The organism is Paenibacillus xylaniclasticus (assembly GCF_004001065.1).
Lineage (GTDB): Bacteria > Bacillota > Bacilli > Paenibacillales > Paenibacillaceae > Paenibacillus_T > Paenibacillus_T xylaniclasticus.
Genome location: NZ_BIML01000001.1, coordinates 154,904 through 175,658, shown reverse-complemented (window position 1 = coordinate 175,658; position 20,755 = coordinate 154,904). Strand labels below are relative to the sequence as shown.

The window sequence follows — 20,755 nt, the reverse complement described above, 5'->3', positions numbered from 1 at the left end:
ATGATACTAAACAAATATTCTACTGGTATACAATCGGACTAATAAGTTATAATACATACATAAAAACTAAGTCACTGGAAAGGTGATATCGTTTGATAATATTACGAGATAAAGAGAAACTTAATCGGCAACAACTTGAAGCCTTGATTGGAAAAATCAAGGCTATTATTTATCCAAGGGTATCTTCTGATGGACAGATCGATAATTACTCAATTGACACTCAGATCGAACGCTGTATATTCCATGCAAAGACTAAGTTAAATATCGAGGAAGATGAACTTCTTATTTGCATTGAAGAAGGAGAGTCAGGTGATAATCCCAATAGACCGATGCTCAACTATATGATGTTTTTACTTGAAAAGGGTATTGGCAAAAGTATCATTATCCTGCATCCAAACAGATTGAGTCGCTATCTCCATCTCCAACAGAATATCGCCCATAGGGTGTGGGAGATGGGCTGCGACCTTCACTTTGTTGAAATGGACTTTGATAAAGACAACCCTGAACAAATGTTCATGTTTAATATCCAAGGATCTGTTGCTCAATATAATAAAGCTAAGATTCTCGCTGATACCAAGCGCGGACGTAAAAAAATGGTCAATAGTAATAAAATTCCCGGAATGAATAGGTGTTATGGCTATACTTACGACAAGGACTTAGATACGTTAGTGGTAAACGAAGAAGAAAAAGCAGTGTATCTCAAAATGGTCGATTTATTACTTAATCAAGACAAGACATGTTCTGATATTGCACGAATACTGTCCAGAAAGCATCCTGCTCCTAAGAAAAGTAAATGGTATCAAACAACGGTAAGTAGGATATTAAACAATCCATTATACACGGGTACTTATTTTTATGGTAAGACTGAGACAATACAAAGTCATGGGAAGAAAACAACCATAAAAAAACCAAAAGAAGAATGGTACAAAATTGACATCCCTCGGTATATAGATGAAGAAACGTATAACCGCATTCTAATTAAATTAAAGAAGAACTCAAAGAATAGTTCGAAAATGGGCAGACCTTCAGACGACTATCTTCTCAAAGGAATTGTGAAATGTGGACGTTGTGGAGCATCTGTATCATCAGGCGTAACTTCAAAGACAAAAGAAGGTCTAATTAAGTATTACGCATGTACCGCAAAGTCCAAAAAAGCTTTTGAAAATGGCGAGTCTAATAAGGTGTGTAGAGGTCGTAATTGGCGTGTTGATAAAATTGACCAAAAATTGTGGGATCTGGCGTGTGACATCATTAGCAATCCAGAGGAACTATTGAGGAAAATTTCCGAAGATAATTCCTCTACGGAAAAGTTAGTGGAGTTCCGTAATAAGAAAGTCAGTTTAGAAAAAGACCTTAAGGAGAAAAATGCTGCTATAGAACGATATATCGATCTGTATGCTGAAGGGATCATAAAGACAAAGCAAGCACTAGAAGAAAAGTTAATTAAGGTTCGTGAAGAGGTTGAGGAAATTGAAAGGGAATTAGTCATTATTGGAGATCATTTGATGTTTGAGAGTGCAGAATCTGATAAGATTAATGCGATGCAGAAAACACTGGAAAAGTATCAAAAGATACTCAAGTCAGAAGAGCTAACATCAACTGATAAACGTCAAATCATGAATATTATTTTCGAAAAAGTGATTTTGCATGATGACACAATCGAACCAGTTCTTAAATTGAGATGGTTCGAAGAAGAGGGAGAGAATAGTATAGGCACACATAAAAACTTAATCATTGGTCAAGGCAATGGAGGATATGCGTACGCAATTCGTACTCATCTTGGCAGGCTACCCAGCGGAGATTGACCATTTTCTGCTTACGAATCCCGGTCTTCCTTCCAGGTTCCCCATCCAGATCGATTTTCCTGATTATACGGTGGATCAACTGCTGCAAATCGCTGAGCTTATGGCCAAGGAACGGGATTACATCTTGCTGCCGCAATCACTGTTCAAGCTGCGGCAGCATCTGATGCAGGAGAAACAGATGAGTCTATTCTCCTTCAGCAACGCTCGTTATGTGCGTAATATGATCGAGAAGGCGATCCGACATCAAGCTGTACGGCTATTGACCCAATATTCGAACAGTGTTCCCGGTAAGCTGGAGCTAATGTCCATTCGCCCCGAAGATTTTAAAGTAGACCTGCCATCGGGCGGAAGCGGCCGAAGAGAAGGTATAACCGGGTAAAATAAAGGAGCTTAGATTTCGAGCTATGAAACATATTACACATGAAGTGGATAATGGAATGAAGGACCGTGCGGTGCTCATCAGCTTAGTAACGCCGGATGTTAAGCGAAGTGGCATGAATCCAGAGCAATCGCTTGACGAGCTCGTCAATCTGGCCGAGACGGCAGGCGTAGAAGTACTCACAACTATCACTCAGAATCGAGAATCCGTTGATACGAAGTGGTTTATTGGTAAAGGGAAGGTCGAGGAGCTTCGCGCGATATCTGAGGAGCTCGGCGCGACGACGGCTATATTCGATCAAGAGCTGTCCGGAGCACAGGTCCGTAATCTTGAGGAAGTACTCGATCTGAAGATTATCGATCGTACACAGCTCATTCTCGATATTTTCGCGCAGCGCGCCAAGACAAGAGAAGGGATTTTGCAGGTTGAGCTGGCGCAGCTAAGTTATCTATTGCCTCGTCTATCTGGACATGGCAAAAACTTGTCCCGTCTAGGCGGCGGCATCGGCACGCGCGGACCTGGTGAGACGAAGCTGGAAACGGACCGTCGTCATATCCGGGATCGGATTTCCGATCTAAAGCGTTCGCTCGAGGAGGTCGTCCGCCACCGCAAGCTGCATAGGGAGCGGCGCAAGAAGTCCGGTGTCATACAGGTTGCACTTGTTGGGTATACGAATGCCGGCAAATCAACACTGCTTCGTGAGCTGACGGATGCGGACGTATATGTAGAAAATCAACTGTTCGCAACGCTTGATCCGACATCGCGTACGCTTGAGCTGCCTAGCGGCAAAGAGATCGTGTTGACAGATACGGTAGGCTTTATTCAAAATTTGCCCCATGATCTTGTTGCAGCGTTCCGCGCTACGCTGGAAGAGGTGAATGAAGCGGACCTCGTGCTGCATGTTGTAGACAGCTCATCGCCGACGCGCAATGAACATATGATGGTCGTTGAAGAAGTGCTCGATCAACTCGGAGCAGCAGGCAAACCGACAATTGTCGTCTACAATAAGAAAGATTTGTGCCCACCAGGTGAGCGGATGACGCTTCCCGATGGCGGCGATGCGATCGTTGTCAGCGCATATGAGGAAGCAGATCTGCAGAGACTGAAGCAGCTGTTGCAGGATAAGCTTGCAGGAGATACCCGTACGTTCGTTATTCCGGCAGAACGGGGCGATTTAATTGCATTGATCTATCGGACAGGTGAAGTGAAGAGTCAGGATGTCGACGGGGAACGGCTCCTGATGACAGTGGAAGTCAATAAGCAGGATTTCGAGAAGCATGCTCGAGTGCTGGAGCCGTTTCTTGAACAGCGGCTACTTAGAGAGGGAGAGAAATAATCGTTATGCATCAAGATAATGCGGTATGGACACACTTGGAAAGTTGGGCGGAGGCAGCCGAACGGCGCGTCTCCGCTATTTTTGCGCGGCTGGATTATACGGCCGAACGCAATCAGTGGAAAGTCATTCGAGCGTTTCAGCGCCATCAAGTAAGCGATTTTCATTTCAACGGCTCGACCGGCTACGGTTATAATGACCGTGGGCGCGAGGTGCTTGATCTTGTATACGCAGACGTATTCGGTGCGGAGGCAGCGCTTGTGCGCCCGCATTTTGTCTCCGGTACGCATACAATCGGTACGGCACTGTTCGGCGTGCTGCGACCAGGTGATGAGCTGCTGTATGTTACGGGCAAACCATATGATACACTGCACAAGGTGATCGGCAAGCCTGGAGACGGAACCGGTTCGCTTCAGGATTGGGGAGTCGGTTACGGAGAGGTAGCTCTTACGCCGGACGGATCGGTTGATTGGGAAGGTGTAGCGGAACGTATGAATGAACGTACGCGTGTCGTCGGTATTCAACGGTCGCGCGGATACGACTGGCGTTCGTCGTTTACGGTCGAGCAAATTGGAGAAATGGTACGCCGGCTCAAGGCTATTAAACCTGATGTCATTGTGTTCGTCGATAATTGTTACGGAGAATTTACGGAATTGACAGAGCCGACAGAGGTTGGCGTCGATCTGATGGCTGGCTCACTGATTAAAAATCCGGGAGGCGGTATTGCAGCAACAGGAGGTTATATTGCCGGCCGGGCGGATTTGGTTGAGGCCGCTGCATACCGGCTTACTGCTCCGGGGATTGGTGGGGAAGTTGGAGCGATGCTCGACACGATGCGCGGAATGTACCAAGGGTTTTATTTTGCCCCACATATCGTAGGACAAGCCTTGAAGGGCTCAGTATTCGCTGCTGCATTATTCGAAATGCTCGGATTTGAGACGAAGCCTGCATGGGATGAACCGCGCACCGACCTGATTCAAGCGATTCGTTTCGGCAGTGCAGAGCATCTTATTACGTTCGTTCAAGGCATTCAACAAGCCGCTGCAGTCGACTCGCACGTCGTACCAGAGCCGTGGGACATGCCTGGATATGAGCACCCGGTAATTATGGCAGCTGGAACGTTCATTCAAGGCGGAAGTCTGGAGCTTTCCGCTGATGCACCGATCCGTGAACCCTATATTGCTTATATGCAAGGCGGCTTGACGTATGGGCATGTGAAATTTGGTGTACTTACAGCGTTAAGCCGTATGGCAGAAAGCGGAATTATTGCAATCAATCCTTCAACAACTTGACGTGCCATGTTAGGAACGTTACAATAAAGGCATATCTCGGGTATTGGAAGGTTGATGCGAACAATGGGTGACGAAATACGGAGAAATATGGCGCTTTTTCCTATTGGGATCGTCATGAAGCTCACGGACTTAACCGCTCGACAAATTCGCTACTATGAGCAGCATGAACTGATCGTTCCAGCTCGCACGTCGGGGAATCAACGGTTGTTCTCATTTAATGATGTTGAACGTCTGTTGGAGATCAAATCACTCATCGAGAAGGGCGTTAATATCGCCGGCATCAAGCAAGTGATGAACCCGCTTAGTATGGAATCGGAAGAAGCTACCGTTATGAACGAGCAATCTGAAGTGAAACGCCGCGAGCTGTCAGATGCCCAGCTTCATCGGATGCTGAAGCAGCAGCTGTTAGAGAAGCGGCCGGGCAAAGCTTCGCTTATTCAAGGCCAGCTGTCCCGTTTTTATAACAAGCATTAAAGCGCTATCATTTCAAGAATATGCGTTTTACGTGCTTATTTCTGCGAGTACCACAGACTTTACGATAATCAATTTTGATGCGAAGAAGGAGCTGATCTCGTGGGCTATACGAAAGAGGACATCCTGCGTATTACGAAAGAAGAGAATGTCAGATTTATCCGTCTTCAGTTCACCGACTTGCTCGGTACGATCAAGAACGTCGAAATTCCGGTTAGTCAGCTGGAGAAAGCTCTGGATAACAAGATGATGTTCGACGGTTCTTCGATTGAGGGTTATGTCCGGATCGAAGAATCCGACATGTACCTGTATCCGGACCTTGATACATGGGTTGTATTCCCTTGGGTAACAGAGGATAGAGTCGCCCGCTTAATATGCGACATCTATATGCCGGATGGAACGCCTTTCGCAGGCGATCCGCGCGGTATTCTGAAACGCGCGTTGAAGGAAGCGGAAGAAATGGGCTTTACGTCCATGAACGTCGGTCCAGAACCGGAGTTCTTCTTGTTCAAAACAGATGAGAAGGGTAATCCGACAACGGAGCTGAACGACCAGGGCGGATATTTTGACCTTGCTCCTATGGACCTTGGCGAGAACTGCCGCCGAGAAATTGTGCTGACGCTGGAGGAGATGGGCTTCGAGATCGAAGCGTCCCACCACGAGGTTGCACCGGGCCAGCACGAGATCGACTTCAAATATGCCGATGCAGTTAAAGCGGCAGACCAAATTCAGACGTTCAAGCTCGTTGTAAAGACGGTTGCTCGTCAGCATGGCCTGCATGCATCGTTCATGCCAAAACCGTTGTTCGGTGTTAATGGCTCTGGTATGCACTGTCATATGTCTTTGTTCCAAGGGGACAAGAATGCGTTCTACGACGAGAACGATAAGCTTGGACTAAGTCAAACAGCTCGCTATTATATGGCCGGTATTCTGCACCATGCTCGTGGTTATGCTGCGATTACGAACCCAACGGTTAACTCGTACAAACGTCTCGTACCAGGCTACGAAGCGCCATGTTATGTAGCATGGTCGGCGAGCAACCGTAGTCCGATGGTTCGCATTCCAGCATCGCGCGGCTTGAGCACTCGTGTGGAAGCGCGTAATCCGGACCCGGCTGCCAATCCTTATCTTGCGCTTGCTGTTATGCTGAAAGCAGGTCTTGACGGTATTAAAAACCGGATGACGCTCCCGGCACCAGTAGATCGCAATATATACATTATGAGCGAAGAAGAGAGGATTGAAGAGGGCATTCCAAGCTTGCCTGTCGATCTTGCTGAAGCTCTGCAAGAGATGCTGCGCAATGAAGTCATTTGCGATGCTCTTGGCGATCACGCTCTTGCTCATTTCTACGAATTGAAAGAGATCGAGTGGGATATGTATCGGACGCAAGTTCACCAATGGGAACGCGACCAATATTTAACGCTTTATTAAGGCATATACGACACGGACGATTCGACATCGTCCGTGTTTTTATTTGGCCTTGCGCTCCAACACCATGCTCGAGCAGTGAGATGGACATTGCTTGATTGCTGACACTGATTTCTTATAAACGTTACATGAAGCGGTACTTGAAGTCAGTTTGGTGTAATATAATAGCCCGCATTGTTCTCATCGACTTGTCCGATGGAACGATGCGGGCTAGTACAGGTATTACGTTTAATGAATGTCGCGGAACAATCCGATAACCTTGCCGAGAATCGTCACATGCTTCAAGCGGAGCGGCTCCATCGTAGGGTTCTGTGGCTGCAGCCGAATGTGATCCTTCTCTTTATAGAACGTCTTAACCGTCGCTTCATCATCTTCTGTCATCGCGACGACGATATCGCCGTTCGTAGCTGTAGGCTGCTGGCGCACGATTACGTAGTCGCCGTCATGAATTCCGGCCTCGATCATCGAGTCGCCAACAACGTTCAGAATGAATACTTCATGATCGCCGACCATATGTGTCGGAAGCGGAAAGTAGTCTTCAATGTTCTCGGTTGCCGTGATTGGTACGCCGGCCGTTACTTTACCGACGATCGGTACTTTGGCGTAGGAAAGCGAGAAGGAGCCCGTGCTTTCGACGTCGCCGTCTAGAATCTCGATTGCGCGAGGCTTGGTCGGGTCGCGGCGAATAAAGCCTTTCTTCTCCAACCGATCCAAGTGGCCATGAACGGTGGAGCTGGAGGCGAGACCGACCGCTTCGCCGATTTCTCGAACGGAAGGCGGATAGCCTTTATCCCGGACTTCGTTCTTGATAAATTCAAGAATTGCCTGCTGGCGGTTGGAAAGCTTCGACACCATCATCACTCCAAAGGTAAGATTATAGCAAATTATAGCACAGAACCAGAGTTCGTACAAACATAAGTTCGAGGGCACATTCGTTCGTAAACAAAAAGAGAACAAACGTTCCGCAATATTGTTGACCCGAACAATTGTTCGTGGTATATTATGGGTAATAAGAACAAACGTTTGGGGTGTTGATGAGAATGAGTGAGATGACAGCAGTCTACTATAGAAGCGGCAATAGCTCGGCTAGGACGGTGCGCCGCCGTACAGGACGGGTTCAAGGGAGACGAACGAATGAGAAGAAAGCAGAACGGATTTATAGCGTTCTGAGATGGGGCGTTGCGGTCGGGTTTGCCATTCTATTGTTCAGCGGATTATTGCTCATGATGTCAGATGCATCGGTAGAGCGTCCGGCTGAACCAATGGAAGGCGAGCTCGTTATATATGTAGCGCCAGGGGAAACGCTCTGGACTATTGCTTCTAGAACGATCGGACGCGATAAAGATATACGTGAGAGAGTATACGAGATTAAGAAGCGCAACAATATGAGGTCAGAAATGTTGCAGTCGGGGCAGAAGCTAATTATTCCGAATTAATTTAAGTTATGGCTGCTCGCAGCCATGACGCAGCATGGTCTATAATGAAACAAGATATATAAGTGAAGAGATATGACATACGCATTAGCATCAATCAATCCAATTGACGAAGGAGCCAGCAGGCTCTTTTTTTGTTGTAGGATGTTCAGACGTATTCTACTATAAATGCCCGTCGCTCGTTTTATTGCTGATTTCATTAAAGGCTGTTATAGGAACGACAAGGGCAGCGACGATCTATAATCGTTAGTGGGCGTCTTGACAATCGAATAGCGAAAATGTCAAAGTAATAAGAAGTGCTGCATGACCGATCTGAAAGGAGAATCGTATAATGGAAGAGCTCATTGCGCGGATTAACGAATTGTCTCGTAAACATAAAACGGTAGGCTTGACTGAAGCGGAGACGGAGGAGCGTGCGCAGCTGCGGCGCAAATACCTCGAAGTGTTTAAAGGCAATTTCCGCAATCAACTTGACTCCATTAAGTGGGAAGGCGAAGATGAGAGCGGCGGCAAGCCGCGGATTAAGCATTAATTCATGCGATAACTAATAGAGCGAACGATTCATTCAACGTAACCGATAAAATGGATAAAGGAAAAGACATATTAAGGAGGGAAACCTATGAATTATCGTTTATTAGGGAATAGCGGTATTGCCGTATCCGAGCTGTGCCTCGGTACGATGACATTCGGTAATACGACGGACGAGCAGCAATCGATTCGTATGATTGATCAATTCGTTGAGCTCGGCGGTAACTTTCTGGATACAGCCAATGTGTATGTAGGCGGACGTTCAGAGGAGATTGTGGGCAAAGCGATCAAATCGCGCCGTCCAGAGCTAATTCTTGCGACGAAAGTACGTTTTCCTACAGCGAATCATGTGAACGGCGGCGGATTGTCCCGTAAGCATATTTTTGAGTCGGTGGAGGCGAGTCTAAGCCGGCTCGGAACGGATTACATCGATTTATATCAAGTGCATACTTGGGATCATGCAACGCCGATTGAAGAAACGCTTCGCGCTTTGGATGATCTTGTCGCTTCCGGCAAAGTGCGATACATCGGCTGCTCCAATTTCTACGCTTGGCATCTGATGAAATCGCTCGCTGTAAGTGATGCACGAGATTACGCCCGGTTCGTTTCGATTCAGCAGCAATACAGCTTAGTAAGCCGTGATATGGATCGTGAGCTTCTCGAGCTATGCCTTGAAGAGAACATTGCGGTCATTCCATGGGCGCCGATTGGCGGCGGGTTCTTGACGGACCGTTATGGTAAAGAACATCCTACGGAAGGCCGGCTTGCGAATCCGAATGGCGGAGAAAGCTCCTGGGCGATTCGTGGGACGGAGCGCAATTTCGTTATTCGGGAAGCTGTACAGCAAGCAGCCCGAGAGCTCGGACGTACGACTGCGCAAGTAGCGCTTCGCTGGCTGCTGCAGCGTAAAGGCATTACGTCGCCGATCTTCGGAGCCCGTACATTGGAGCAATTCGAAGACAATATGGGCGCAATCGGCTGGGAGATGCCGCAGGAAATATGGGATAAGCTTGACGAGGTTAGTTCTTTACCGTCCGAATATCCGAAACGTTTCATCAAGAAATTCAGCAGAGGGCTCAAATAAGGACTATTTGCAGCTTGACTTATAGGCAGAAGGTTGAAGGAGGATATCATTCGTGTCACGTTCGTGGGAACGCAAAGTACGTAATAACATGAAGCAGCTCAATAAACAGCGTAAAAAGCAAGGCCTTCAGTCCGTAGTACCATCAGCGGAAAAAACAGATACATACAAGGGCCGCAGCTATATCGGACCTTTTCTTGTTGTAATGCTGACAGCGATGTACACCATCGTGATCAGCAGCAGCAGTGAGCCAATTGCATCGATTAATTGGGTTACCATTGGTCTGTATCTATTTCTTGCATTGATGCTGTTCATGCGCCGCCCTCACATTAAGGTTGGAACGAACTATATACAGACCCGCAAGTTCACCGGACTCAAAACGCTGCAAGCGTCCGATATTAAAGCGATTAACGTTTCCAAAGGCTACGTCGTTATCGAACGTCACCGCGGCGGCAACTGGGTGTTCTCTCAGTTCGTCAATCGTTATCCGACAGACCAGATTGCCGAGCGTATGCAAGCTTTCGCTAAGCAGCATCAGCTGCCTTTTAATAATAAATAATTAATGATCGTTCAATCATTGTTGAATGCTCAATCAGGGAGAGACAGAGGATGGCTAAAAAAGCAGTATTATTCGACTTGGATGACACGTTGCTGTGGGACGACCGCAGCGTTAAGGAAGCGTTCGAGGCGACCTGTCGTTACGCGGCTGAGAAAACCGGTGTAGACGCGGTCAAGCTGGAGGAAGCGGTACGCAATGAAGCACGTGCGCTGTATGAATCTTACGAAACGTTCCCATTTACGAAAATGATCGGCATTAACCCATTCGAAGGACTGTGGGGTAATTTCACGGGCGGAGAGCTGGAATCGTTCCGTAAAATGCAGGCGCTCGCTCCAGGCTATCGCCGTGATTCCTGGACTCGCGGCTTGGCAGCATTGGGGGTTAATGATGCGGCGCTAGGAGCAGAGCTTGCGGAGATGTTCCCGGCGGAGCGCCGTGCTCGTTCGTATGTGTATGAGGAAACGTTCCGTCTGCTGGATCGTTTGAAAGGCAAGTACAAGCTTCTGCTGCTGACGAACGGTTCGCCTGATTTGCAGCAAGAAAAGCTGGACGGTGTGCCGGATCTCGTATCTTACTTCGATCACATCGTCATTTCGGGAGCATTCGGCGAAGGCAAACCGGCTGCGTCGATTTTCCGCTATGCGATGGAAAAGCTCGGTATCGAGCCGGAAGAAGGCGTAATGGTTGGAGACAAGCTGACGACTGATATTCTTGGTGCTAACACGGTTGGTATGACATCGGTATGGATCAACCGTCACGGCGTAAAGCGCACAGACGAAATTGTCCCTACACACGAAATCTCGAATCTGGAGCAGCTGCTTCCGATTATCGAATAATGAGCTGACTCGCATTATGAAGAAAAGCCCGCAACCAATTGGTTGCGGGCTTTCATTGCTGTAATAATGGCTCTATTACGCTTTGATGAATGTAGGGTCCTCGAAAGGATAAGCGATCCAGCCGTCTGTCTCAATGAACAGACGAACGGCAACGATTTTTTTATTGTCCATCAGCGTGAAGAAGTGAGGCGTGTTCTCTGGAACAGAGATGATGTCGCCTGGTTCAAGCTCGACGTCGAAGTATCCGATGTCATCGGAGCCTTTAATAATAAAAATACCACGGCCGCCTACAATTGCGCGAATTTCGTCCTCTGTGTGCGTGTGGACATCTTCAAACTTTTTCAGCAGCTCTTCCAGATTAGGCGTCGCTTCAGAAAGCGTAATGACATCCCACGTCTGGTAGCCGCGGCGAGCAGCAAGATCTTTAATTTCCGCATCAAAAGTTTTCAGGATTTCAGATTTCTCTTCGTCCGTAAGCGTAAAGTTCTCTTTCAAATGTGCGGGGAGCTTCGAAATATCCCATTTCTCAAATAGGACGTTTTGCTTGCTCAGAAACTCGCCGACGTTAGCGTCACCTTGAATGCGTTCGTTCGTGTTGCGAATACGAATTTCAGCCATGACACATTCCCTCTTTTCCTATTGGAATTAAAATATCGAACATATACGCTATATTATAAAACAAAATATATCGCCTGTCGACCAATTGTCCTTTTCACTTTTAGTCCTTTCTGGTAGACTGAATGGTAATGATTTTGTCGAAAGTGATGTGGTGTATGCATGACGAAACCGAGCTTAAAACAATTGATGCAAGAACGCATTCTTATAATGGACGGCGCAATGGGCACCATGATTCAGCAAGCAAATCTTACGGCGGCTGATTTCGGCGGAGAGGAGCTGGATGGCTGCAATGAGATGCTCGTCCTCACTCGTCCTGACGTTATCCAATCGATTCATGAACAATACTTGGAGGCCGGTGCTGATATTCTTGAGACGAATACGTTCGGTTCGACGAGCGTCGTTCTACAGGAATACGATATTCCGGAGAAGGCGCGCGAGCTTAACCTCGTCGCAGCTAAGCTAGCTGTTGAGGCGGCGAAAAAATATTCAACGCCTGACAAGCCGCGTTATGTCGCTGGCGCAATGGGCCCTACGACGAAGACGCTATCCGTTACGGGTGGCGTAACCTTCGATCAGCTTGTTGAGAGCTATCAAGAGCAGGCTGTTGCGCTAATCGAGGGCGGTGTTGATGCGCTTCTGCTTGAGACGAGCCAAGATACGCTGAATGTTAAGGCTGGAAGCATCGGCATTCGCCAAGCGTTCGAGCAGACTGGCGTTGAACTGCCGATTATGATTTCCGGCACGATCGAGCCGATGGGCACGACGCTCGCAGGTCAGACGATTGAGGCGTTCTATCTGTCCTTGGAGCATCTAAAGCCGATCTCCATTGGCCTCAACTGTGCGACGGGGCCGGAGTTTATGCGGGATCATATCCGTACGCTGAACGAAATTTCGAAAGCGGCGATCAGCTGCTATCCGAATGCAGGTCTGCCGGATGAGAATGGCCAATATCATGAGACGCCTGAATCGCTTGCAGCGAAGATGTCCGGCTTCGCAGAGAGCGGCTGGCTGAATATTGCGGGCGGCTGCTGCGGCACGACTCCAGCACACATTAAAGCGATGGCTGATACGCTAGCTAACTATGAGCCGCGCCGCAAGGAAGGCGAGCACCTTCCGGCTGTTACAGGTATTGAAACAGTCTACATCGAGGATGCGAACCGGCCGATCCTTGTCGGTGAACGGACCAACATTTCGGGCTCGCTTCGCTTCAAGCGGCTGATTAAGGAAGGCTCCTTCGACGAAGCGTCAGAGATCGCCCGCTCTCAAGTGAAGAACGGGGCTCAAATTATCGACATTAACCTGCAGGATACGGACGTGGATGAGGAGTATGCCGTTCACCAGTTCATCCCGCAGGTCGTGAAGAAGATTAAGGCTCCACTTATGCTGGACTCGACATACGATCACATTATTGAGCTTGGATTGAAATACTCGCAGGGTAAAGCAATCATCAACTCGATTAACTTAGAAGACGGCGAGTCGAAGTTTGAGAAAATCGTTCCGCTCATTCATAAATACGGCGCAGCCGTCGTGTGTATTCTGATCGATGAACGCGGACAAGCGGTATCCCGTCAAGCGAAGCTGGAAGTAGCTGACCGTGCTTACGACCTGCTCGTGAACAAATATGGCGTCACGCCGGAGGATATTATTTTTGACCCGAATATGTTCCCTGTCGGCTCTGGCGACCCACAGTACATTGGCTCCGCCGTCGAGACGATCGAAGGTATTCGGTTGATCAAACAGAAGTATCCTCGGGTGAAGACGATTCTCGGCCTTAGCAACATATCGTTCGGCTTGCCGCCGGCAGGCCGCGAGGTGTTGAATTCTGTCTACTTGTACGAGTGTACGAAAGCTGGTCTTGACTATGCGATCGTCAACTCGGAGAAGCTGGAGCGATATGCTTCCATTCCGGCTGAAGAGCGGAAGCTGGCGGAGGATCTCATCTTCAATACGAACGACGAGACACTTGCGGCGTTCGTTGCAGCGTTCCGTGATAAGACGGTCGTGAAGAAGGAGAAGGCAACGAATCTGACATTGGAAGAGCGGCTTGCCTCCTACATCGTCGAAGGTACGAAGGAAGGCTTGATCGCCGATCTGGATGAGGCACTGAAGAAATATGCACCGCTTGCAATCATTAACGGGCCGCTGATGGCAGGTATGGAAGAGGTTGGCCGGCTGTTTAATGCGAACGAGCTAATCGTCGCAGAGGTGCTGCAAAGCGCGGAAGTGATGAAAGCCTCCGTCGCATACTTGGAGCCGTATATGGAGAAAACCGAATCGTCCGTTAAGGGCAAAATTATTCTTGCAACGGTTAAGGGCGATGTACACGATATCGGCAAAAACCTCGTCGAAATTATTTTGTCTAATAACGGATATCAGATCATTAACCTTGGCATTAAGGTTCCGCCTGAGCAGCTGATTGAAGCCTACCGCAAAGAGAAGGCGGATGCGATCGGTCTGTCCGGTCTACTTGTCAAATCAGCTGCCCAAATGGTCGTCACGGCACAGGACTTGCGCAATGCCGGCATCGATGCACCGATTCTGGTCGGTGGCGCAGCGTTGACGCGTAAGTTCACGAAGACGCGGATCGCGCCGGAATATGATGGACTTGTGCTCTACGCGAAGGATGCAATGGACGGATTGGATATTGCGAACAAGCTCGTGAACCCAGAGCAAAGGGCTATTCTTGAGCAGGAGCATGAAGAGCTACGTGCGGCAGGCTTCGGTATTACGGAAGAACCGAAGGCAATGCCGGAGCTGTCGCGCGCCGTTCGTTCGAATGTGGCGACGGACGTGCCGGTCATGGTTCCTCCAGATATGGAGCGCCACGTCCTGCGTAATATTCCAATTCCGCAGATTGTACCTTATGTCAACATGCAGACGTTGATCGGTCATCATCTGGGCTTAAAGGGTAACTTCGACAAGCTGATTGCGGAAGGCGATCCGAAGGCTTTACAGCTGAAGGGGACGGTTGATGGCATTTTCCATGAGGCGACGACAACGGGCTCGATTAAGGCCCATGCGATGTATCGGTTCTTCCCGGCGCAATCGTCCGGCAACGACATTATCGTGTACGATCCAGCAGATCAGACGAAAGTGCTGCATCGATTCACGTTCCCTCGCCAGAACGTCGAGCCGTTCCTATGCTTGGCTGATTTCCTACGTTCGGTGGACAGCGGAGAAATGGATTATGTCGGCTTCCTCGTTGTGACAGCTGGCCATGGTATTCGCGAACGTGCGGAGCAGTACAAGGAGAACGGCGACTATTTGCTCTCTCACGCCATCCAAGCGACGGCGATCGAGCTCGCGGAAGGTCTTGCGGAGCGCGTGCACCATATTATGCGCGACATTTGGGGCATTCCAGATCCCGTAGACATGACGATGGCGCAGCGCCACGGTGCCCGCTATCGCGGTATTCGGGTATCGTTCGGCTATCCGGCATGTCCAAATCTGGAGGATCAAGGTCCTCTGTTCACGCTCATGAAACCGGAGGATATCGGTGTACAGCTGACCGAAGAGTTCATGATGGAGCCGGAAGCCTCCGTCTCCGCGATGGTGTTCGCGCATCCGGAAGCCCGTTACTTTAACGTTGATAAAGCATAATCGAAACATTAGCCTCCGGGCACTGCCACAACGAGGCGGGTGTCCGGAGGTTTTTCTCACCTAAGGGGTATGGAACGGGAAGGTCTTCGGTGTATGCAGTGCGAGTTTGTAACCAATAATGCACGTAGAAGATTCACCTACAGCGATTTGCGATCATCAAGTACAGGATGGAGGCGCTTGGTTGGAGCTAACATTTCTCGGAACAGGTGCAGGCAGACCGAGCCGGCAGCGCAATGTGACCTCGGCTGCGCTTCGGCTTCCTTCGCCGTCGAATTCAGTCTGGCTGTTCGATGCGGGCGAAGGGACGCAGCATAAGCTGCTCGAAACGTCGATTAAGCTGAATCGGATCGACCGTATTTTTATTACGCATATGCATGGTGATCATACTTTTGGACTTGCCGGTCTTCTCAGCACACGCGCCTATGACGGCGGTGTTGATCCCGTTACGGTGTACGGCCCGAAGGGGCTGCGTGAAATGCTCCAATCGATGTTGGATTGGAGCGGAACGCGCATAACGTATGACATTCATTATGTCGAAGTCGAGGAAGGTATTATCTATGATGATGGGCAGTTCAGCGTGGAGGCGGCAGCACTTGAGCATCGGGTTCCTTGCTTCGGTTATCGGATTGTAGAGCGCGACCGGCTAGGGCGGCTAGACGCGGCCAAGCTGAAGGAGGCGGGTGTGCCTGCAGGCCCGCTGTATGGCAGGCTGAAGGCCGGAGACGATATTGTGCTCGATGACGGACTAATCGTTTGCTCCGCGGACGTAACCGGTCCTTGTATCCCTGGTCGGGTCGTTACGATATTGGGGGATACAAAGCCGTGCAGCGGAGCACTTCGCCTTGCCCGCGGAGCTGATTTGCTCGTACATGAAGCGACGTTCGAGGCCGGCTTGGAAGAAAAAGCGGAGGCGTACGGTCATGCGACGACGGTTCAAGCGGCTGAAATCGCCAGAGAAGCTGGCGCGCATAAGCTTGTCATGACTCATTTCAGCTCCCGTTATGATCTAGATGAAGCAGCACGGCTTGAAGAGGAAGCGCGTACAAGGTTTCCGGCGTCGTTCGCAGCCTATGACGGCGCACAATTTTCAGTGGAATGCCGCTGTTGAGGCGGGATTGAGTCGGGATATAGGGAAAGGGCGGTAGTCATCTCGTGTACCAACACGGATGGCTGCCGCCCTTTGTACATATAGACGTCGGTCCAATTAAGATTCGAGCGGTTCCTCGTCTTGAAGCTCGTTTTGGAAGCCTTCGATTGCCGCATGGCGGCCTTTGTTCTTGCGCTTAATATCGCTAAGCTCTTTCGGTGAAATTTCGTCGGCATGCTCGTCTAGATACGATTGCGCCTCACGCAAATTCTCTTCCGTATTCTCAATTGCATTCCGAATGCGGGAAGCGTTGTTGCTGCGGTCATCTGGTTTAGCCATTATGAACGAAACCTCCTGTTATTATTGTTGGAATGGTTAATTGGAACAAGCGGAGCAGCTCCTCTTGTAATTCCTTGATATAAGATGCGGTAGCAGGCGGGGAAATATACGTCACTCAGGTGCTGTCCATCGTTTCCATTGCCAGCCGAACATGCATTCTGTACAATAAAAGCTAGACTACTTGTACGGATAACGGGAGGATGAAGGATGAACCGATGGACGGGCCGAGCCAACGATTTGGATGAATGGCTGGAGCAGTTGAAGCAGGACCCGGAGCTGATGGCAAATGTAACGCATTGGCATACGATACCGCCCCGCGAAGCACGTACGTCGCCGCTTCCAGCCGATCTGGACCCGAAGCTGAAGGCAGCGCTTGCAGAGCGTGACATTCATGAGCTGTATGTGCATCAAGCGAAGGCATATCAGGCGGTGAGGGAAGGACGGCATGTTGTGGCCGTTACACCTACCGCATCGGGTAAGACGATGTGCTACAACTTACCGGTGCTACAGTCGCTGCTTGAGAATGATGATGGGCGAGCGCTGTATATGTTCCCGACGAAGGCGCTTGCGCAGGATCAGGTCGCCGAGCTTCAGAAGCTTGCTGATATTATGGAGGTCGACATCAAGACGCATACCTATGATGGAGATACGCCTCCGACGGTTCGAACCGCGATACGGAACGCAGGGCATATCGTTGTGACGAATCCAGATATGCTACACTCCGCAATACTGCCTCATCACACGAAGTGGGTGAAGCTGTTCGAGAACATTCGTTATATCGTTATTGACGAGCTGCATGCTTATCGAGGCGTATTCGGCAGCCATGTTGCGAATGTTATTCGCCGATTGAAGCGGATATGCAGGTTTTACGGCTCCTCGCCGCAATTTATATGCGCTTCCGCGACGATTGACAATCCGCAGGAGCATGCGGAGCGGCTCATCGGTGAGCAGGTGACACTTGTAGATGATAATGGAGCGCCAATGGGCGAGAAGCATTTTATATTTTACAATCCTCCTGTCGTGAATCAGCAGCTGGGCATTCGCCGCAGCAGCGTGCTGGAGACACGTAAGCTGGCGGGCATGCTGCTGCGTCAAGGCGTGCAGACAATCGTATTCGCACGCAGCCGCGTACGAGTCGAGCTGCTGCTGACTTATCTGCAGGAGCTTATTAAGGACAAAGTGAATGACAAGTCCATTCGCGGGTACCGAGGAGGTTATTTGCCGAAGCTGCGGCGCGAGATTGAGCGGGGGCTGCGCAGCGGTGAGATTCGAGGCGTCGTCAGCACGAATGCACTAGAGCTTGGGATCGATATCGGGCAGCTGCAGGCTTGCGTGCTGAACGGATACCCAGGCACAGTAGCCAGTACCTGGCAGCAATCCGGTCGTGCAGGGCGCCGGCAGACGAGCTCGGTTACGTTCATGGTAGCCAGCAGTAACCCGCTGGATCAATACATTATTCAGAATCCGGATTATTTCTTTAACCGTCCTCCGGAGAGGGCGCTAATACATCCGGACAATTTGCTTATTTTGATTGACCATGTGAAATGCGCCGCCTATGAACTGCCGTTCGAGATGGGGGAGACGTTCGGCTCGGAGACGCTTGAGGATATGCTCGAATTTCTTGTCGAGGAGAAGGTGCTGCACCGTGCAGGCAACCGCTGGTATTGGATGGAGCAGTCGTTCCCGGCGCACGGTATTTCGCTCCGCTCGGCCGCACAGGAGAACTTCATCATCATCGATATGAGTGAGGGCAGCAGGGTGCTGGGAGAAGTAGACCGGTTTAGCGCGCCTACGCTCATTCATGAAGAAGCGATTTATATTCATGAGGGCGTTCAGTATCAGGTGGAGAAGCTAGATTATCATGAGAAGAAAGCCTATGTGCGGCAGGTTGATGTTGACTATTACACTGATGCGAATATGGCGGTTGAGCTGAAGGTGCTGCACGCCGACAAGGAGCGTGTGAGCGGCGGAATTGTTCGGACGTATGGTGAAGTGACCGTCAATGCGAAGGCAACCATATTCAAAAAAATTAGGCTTCGTACGCATGAGAATATCGGTTCTGGTCCGATTCATCTGCCTGAGGAGGAGCTGCATACGAGCGGCTATTGGTTTTCGTTCAGTGAGGAGGCGGCTGCTGGCAAAGGAACGAACGAGATGCAGTGCGCGCTGCTTGGCCTTGCGAACGTCCTGGTTCATATTGCGCCCGTCTATCTGATGTGCGATCCGCTCGACATCCGTGTCGTACCGCAGGTGAAGGCGGTTCATACAGAGCGGCCGACGATTTATTTCTATGACCGTTATCCTGGAGGGATTGGCCTAAGCGAGCGGCTGTTCGACGTACATGATGAGCTGCTTGAGCGGGCGCACAAGCTGATTTCGCAATGCACCTGCTTGAGCGGCTGTCCGGCATGCGTCGGTCCGATCGAGGAAGTCGGTCTGCTCGGCAAGACGCAGGCGCTATCGCTGCTTGAGGAAGCGGGTGCGGGACGATGAACGCGTTTCGTGACCGGTTTAACCGGCTGAGAGGTACAAGCGCCGTGCAGGGAGCAGGTGCTTCAACAGAGCCTGCGGCAGCACCGAATACCGGAGATCTCATCGATAATCCAACGGATACGGCTATGGGCTCTACGACAGTACAAGCGAATCTAGATGATTGTAAGAGCCTGTCAGAAGCATCAACCGAAATTGTACCCGAATGGGAGCCCTACGGCGTACGGCTTGTACGCAATGCGTCAGGTGAGTTTCTACTGAAGGAGACGCGTTATTCGATAGAATACCGTCATGGCATACACGCCTTTGCCGAATGGGAATCAGCCTCACCGGCATTGTCCGCATTTCATGGCATTGAGGAAGTGATGGGGGCGGACGCTTCTGTTCAAGGTAATGGGGGACCGATCGATGGCAGCGAGGTGCTGTTTCTCGATTTGGAGACGACGGGCTTAGGGGCGGGCGCGGGTAATGTGCCGTTCATGATGGGGATCGCCTTCTTCGATAATGGCGAATATGTTGTTCGGCAATCGCTCATTCGTCATCCGGCAGAAGAGCGTGCAATGCTGGCTGATCTGGCAGAACGTCTACCGAGCTTCCGTTATCTTGTTACTTATAATGGCCGGACGTTCGACTGGCCGGTAATGCAAAGCCGGTTTATAATGAACGGATTCGGCAGCAAGGTGTGGGAGCCGCTGCATCTTGATTTTTTGCACCCTTCCCGCAGCATTTGGCGCAATACACTCGTATCCTGCAAGCTCAGCCACGTGGAGGAAGAGCGGTTGGGCGTCTTTCGCGAGGATGACCTGCCTGGATCAGAAGCTCCAGGACGTTATTTTGCTTATTTGGCTGATGGTGATCCTAAGCCGCTGCTTGATGTGTTTCGACATAATGAGATTGATATGCTGTCGCTTGCCGCGCTCGCAATTCGCTTCGGACATTTGCTGGCGGGTCGAATTGGTGAAGCGTTCCCGGTTCCGACGGAGCCGGAGGAGCTTGTCCGCACCGGACTGTGGCTGGAACGTATGGGCTGTCACGAATCGGCACTTCCGCTGCTTGAGCTCGTCCGTACATCGGATCGCGGCACGCCGCTCGTGTGGAACCGGTTAGCGGAACGTGACAAACGTCTTGGGCACTGGTCGAATGCTATTGCTCTGTGGGAGAAATCGGTTGAGGCTGCCGAGCAATCCTCCGTTTCCTTGAATTGGGATGCTCATGTCGAGCTGTCGATGTACTATGAGCATCGAGTAAAAGATATTCCTCGAGCGCTGGATTACAGCCGAGCCGCGCTGGAGCTTGCGTTAAGCCATCCGCTATCGGGGCGGGCAGACCGTAAACGCCGCAAAGAGATCGACGCGCTAAAGCATCGCATTGACAGGCTGCTCCGCAAGGCTGGCCGTTGAAGCAGACGGGTTATTTCCCACTTGCAGCTGAAGGGCATGTATAGGAAGAAGCGTCTTTCACGGGAGGCTTCTTCCT

General features: G+C 50.1%; 17 protein-coding genes and 1 pseudogene. 15 read left to right on the top strand and 3 right to left on the bottom strand.

The window, feature by feature from the left end:
• Window positions 1–92 precede the first annotated feature (92 nt).
• The 6 genes and pseudogenes from PXY01_RS00765 (at window position 93) to glnA (ending at window position 6,711) form a co-directional block, all read left to right on the top strand.
• The gene (locus PXY01_RS00765) at window positions 93–1,805 is read left to right on the top strand and encodes a recombinase family protein (protein WP_127566275.1); all 1,713 of its coding nucleotides are present in this window, start codon (window positions 93–95) and stop codon (window positions 1,803–1,805) included.
• A pseudogene (locus PXY01_RS00760) lies at window positions 1,732–2,184 on the top strand (AAA family ATPase); the annotation flags it as partial. The gene PXY01_RS00765 and the pseudogene PXY01_RS00760, both read left to right, overlap by 74 nt.
• A 25-nt stretch (window positions 2,185–2,209) precedes the next feature.
• Window positions 2,210–3,520, top strand: a complete 1,311-nt coding sequence (gene hflX, locus PXY01_RS00755; protein WP_127566273.1) for a GTPase HflX — start codon at window positions 2,210–2,212, stop codon at window positions 3,518–3,520.
• 5 nt (window positions 3,521–3,525) lie between these two features.
• Window positions 3,526–4,809 (top strand): methionine gamma-lyase family protein, encoded by a 1,284-nt coding sequence (locus PXY01_RS00750; protein WP_127566271.1) that lies wholly within the window; start codon window positions 3,526–3,528, stop codon window positions 4,807–4,809.
• Window positions 4,810–4,872: 63 nt separating this feature from the next.
• Complete coding sequence (locus tag PXY01_RS00745; RefSeq protein WP_127566269.1) at window positions 4,873–5,283, top strand: MerR family transcriptional regulator; 411 nt, start codon at window positions 4,873–4,875, stop codon at window positions 5,281–5,283.
• Window positions 5,284–5,382: 99 nt separating this feature from the next.
• Window positions 5,383–6,711 carry a type I glutamate--ammonia ligase gene (gene glnA / locus PXY01_RS00740; protein ID WP_127566267.1) on the top strand — a complete coding sequence of 443 codons (1,329 nt, stop codon included), beginning with the start codon at window positions 5,383–5,385 and terminating at the stop codon, window positions 6,709–6,711.
• 225 nt (window positions 6,712–6,936) lie between these two features.
• Here glnA and lexA read toward each other — a convergent pair whose 3' ends face one another.
• Window positions 6,937–7,560, bottom strand: coding sequence for a transcriptional repressor LexA (lexA, locus tag PXY01_RS00735; RefSeq protein WP_127566666.1), 624 nt, complete (start codon window positions 7,558–7,560; stop codon window positions 6,937–6,939).
• Window positions 7,561–7,748: 188 nt separating this feature from the next.
• Here lexA and PXY01_RS22680 point away from each other — a divergent pair, with 188 nt between their 5' ends.
• The 5 genes from PXY01_RS22680 to PXY01_RS00710 all read left to right on the top strand — a co-directional run bounded on the left by PXY01_RS22680 (window position 7,749) and on the right by PXY01_RS00710 (window position 11,145).
• On the top strand, window positions 7,749–8,144 hold the full coding sequence (locus tag PXY01_RS22680; protein WP_246027748.1) for a LysM peptidoglycan-binding domain-containing protein: 396 nt from the start codon (window positions 7,749–7,751) through the stop codon (window positions 8,142–8,144).
• 328 nt (window positions 8,145–8,472) lie between these two features.
• Complete coding sequence (locus PXY01_RS00725; RefSeq protein ID WP_127566265.1) at window positions 8,473–8,673, top strand: DUF896 domain-containing protein; 201 nt, start codon at window positions 8,473–8,475, stop codon at window positions 8,671–8,673.
• An 87-nt stretch (window positions 8,674–8,760) separates the two neighbouring features.
• On the top strand, window positions 8,761–9,753 hold the full coding sequence (locus tag PXY01_RS00720) for an aldo/keto reductase (protein WP_127566264.1): 993 nt from the start codon (window positions 8,761–8,763) through the stop codon (window positions 9,751–9,753).
• Window positions 9,754–9,805: 52 nt separating this feature from the next.
• Window positions 9,806–10,309 carry a hypothetical protein gene (locus PXY01_RS00715; RefSeq protein WP_127566262.1) on the top strand — a complete coding sequence of 168 codons (504 nt, stop codon included), beginning with the start codon at window positions 9,806–9,808 and terminating at the stop codon, window positions 10,307–10,309.
• Window positions 10,310–10,359: 50 nt separating this feature from the next.
• Entirely contained in the window at window positions 10,360–11,145 is a 786-nt protein-coding gene (locus PXY01_RS00710) for an HAD family hydrolase (protein ID WP_127566260.1), read from the top strand.
• 75 nt (window positions 11,146–11,220) lie between these two features.
• Here PXY01_RS00710 and mtnD read toward each other — a convergent pair whose 3' ends face one another.
• Complete coding sequence (gene mtnD / locus PXY01_RS00705; protein WP_127566258.1) at window positions 11,221–11,763, bottom strand: acireductone dioxygenase; 543 nt, start codon at window positions 11,761–11,763, stop codon at window positions 11,221–11,223.
• A 159-nt stretch (window positions 11,764–11,922) separates the two neighbouring features.
• On the opposite strand from mtnD, the gene metH reads away from it, so the two are divergent.
• Both metH and rnz read left to right on the top strand, forming a co-directional pair.
• Window positions 11,923–15,363 carry a methionine synthase gene (metH, locus tag PXY01_RS00700; protein ID WP_127566256.1) on the top strand — a complete coding sequence of 1,147 codons (3,441 nt, stop codon included), beginning with the start codon at window positions 11,923–11,925 and terminating at the stop codon, window positions 15,361–15,363.
• A gap of 181 nt (window positions 15,364–15,544) precedes the next feature.
• Window positions 15,545–16,471, top strand: coding sequence for a ribonuclease Z (rnz, locus tag PXY01_RS00695; protein ID WP_127566254.1), 927 nt, complete (start codon window positions 15,545–15,547; stop codon window positions 16,469–16,471).
• 96 nt (window positions 16,472–16,567) lie between these two features.
• Here the strand turns inward: rnz and tlp are convergent, their stop codons facing one another.
• Window positions 16,568–16,789, bottom strand: coding sequence for a small acid-soluble spore protein Tlp (gene tlp, locus PXY01_RS00690; protein WP_127566252.1), 222 nt, complete (start codon window positions 16,787–16,789; stop codon window positions 16,568–16,570).
• A gap of 207 nt (window positions 16,790–16,996) precedes the next feature.
• Between tlp and PXY01_RS00685 the strand changes: the two genes are divergently transcribed.
• Both PXY01_RS00685 and PXY01_RS00680 read left to right on the top strand, forming a co-directional pair.
• Entirely contained in the window at window positions 16,997–19,282 is a 2,286-nt protein-coding gene (locus PXY01_RS00685) for a DEAD/DEAH box helicase (protein WP_127566250.1), read from the top strand.
• Window positions 19,279–20,679 carry a ribonuclease H-like domain-containing protein gene (locus PXY01_RS00680; RefSeq protein ID WP_127566248.1) on the top strand — a complete coding sequence of 467 codons (1,401 nt, stop codon included), beginning with the start codon at window positions 19,279–19,281 and terminating at the stop codon, window positions 20,677–20,679. The genes PXY01_RS00685 and PXY01_RS00680 overlap by 4 nt, the downstream gene beginning before the upstream one ends.
• Window positions 20,680–20,755: the final 76 nt, after the last annotated feature.

Bases quoted from the DNA above. Each gene is read 5' to 3' on its own strand.
- PXY01_RS00720 (WP_127566264.1), top strand. From the start codon at position 8,761: ATGAATTATCGTTTATTAGGGAATAGCGGTATTGCCGTATCCGAGCTG.
- PXY01_RS00710 (WP_127566260.1), top strand. From the start codon at position 10,360: ATGGCTAAAAAAGCAGTATTATTCGACTTGGATGACACGTTGCTGTGG.
- hflX (WP_127566273.1), top strand. From the start codon at position 2,210: ATGAAACATATTACACATGAAGTGGATAATGGAATGAAGGACCGTGCG.
- PXY01_RS00680 (WP_127566248.1), top strand. From the start codon at position 19,279: ATGAACGCGTTTCGTGACCGGTTTAACCGGCTGAGAGGTACAAGCGCC.
- mtnD (WP_127566258.1), bottom strand. From the start codon at position 11,763: ATGGCTGAAATTCGTATTCGCAACACGAACGAACGCATTCAAGGTGAC.
- PXY01_RS00750 (WP_127566271.1), top strand. From the start codon at position 3,526: ATGCATCAAGATAATGCGGTATGGACACACTTGGAAAGTTGGGCGGAG.
- PXY01_RS22680 (WP_246027748.1), top strand. From the start codon at position 7,749: ATGAGTGAGATGACAGCAGTCTACTATAGAAGCGGCAATAGCTCGGCT.
- tlp (WP_127566252.1), bottom strand. From the start codon at position 16,789: ATGGCTAAACCAGATGACCGCAGCAACAACGCTTCCCGCATTCGGAAT.
- PXY01_RS00745 (WP_127566269.1), top strand. From the start codon at position 4,873: ATGGGTGACGAAATACGGAGAAATATGGCGCTTTTTCCTATTGGGATC.
- metH (WP_127566256.1), top strand. From the start codon at position 11,923: ATGACGAAACCGAGCTTAAAACAATTGATGCAAGAACGCATTCTTATA.
- PXY01_RS00725 (WP_127566265.1), top strand. From the start codon at position 8,473: ATGGAAGAGCTCATTGCGCGGATTAACGAATTGTCTCGTAAACATAAA.
- PXY01_RS00685 (WP_127566250.1), top strand. From the start codon at position 16,997: ATGAACCGATGGACGGGCCGAGCCAACGATTTGGATGAATGGCTGGAG.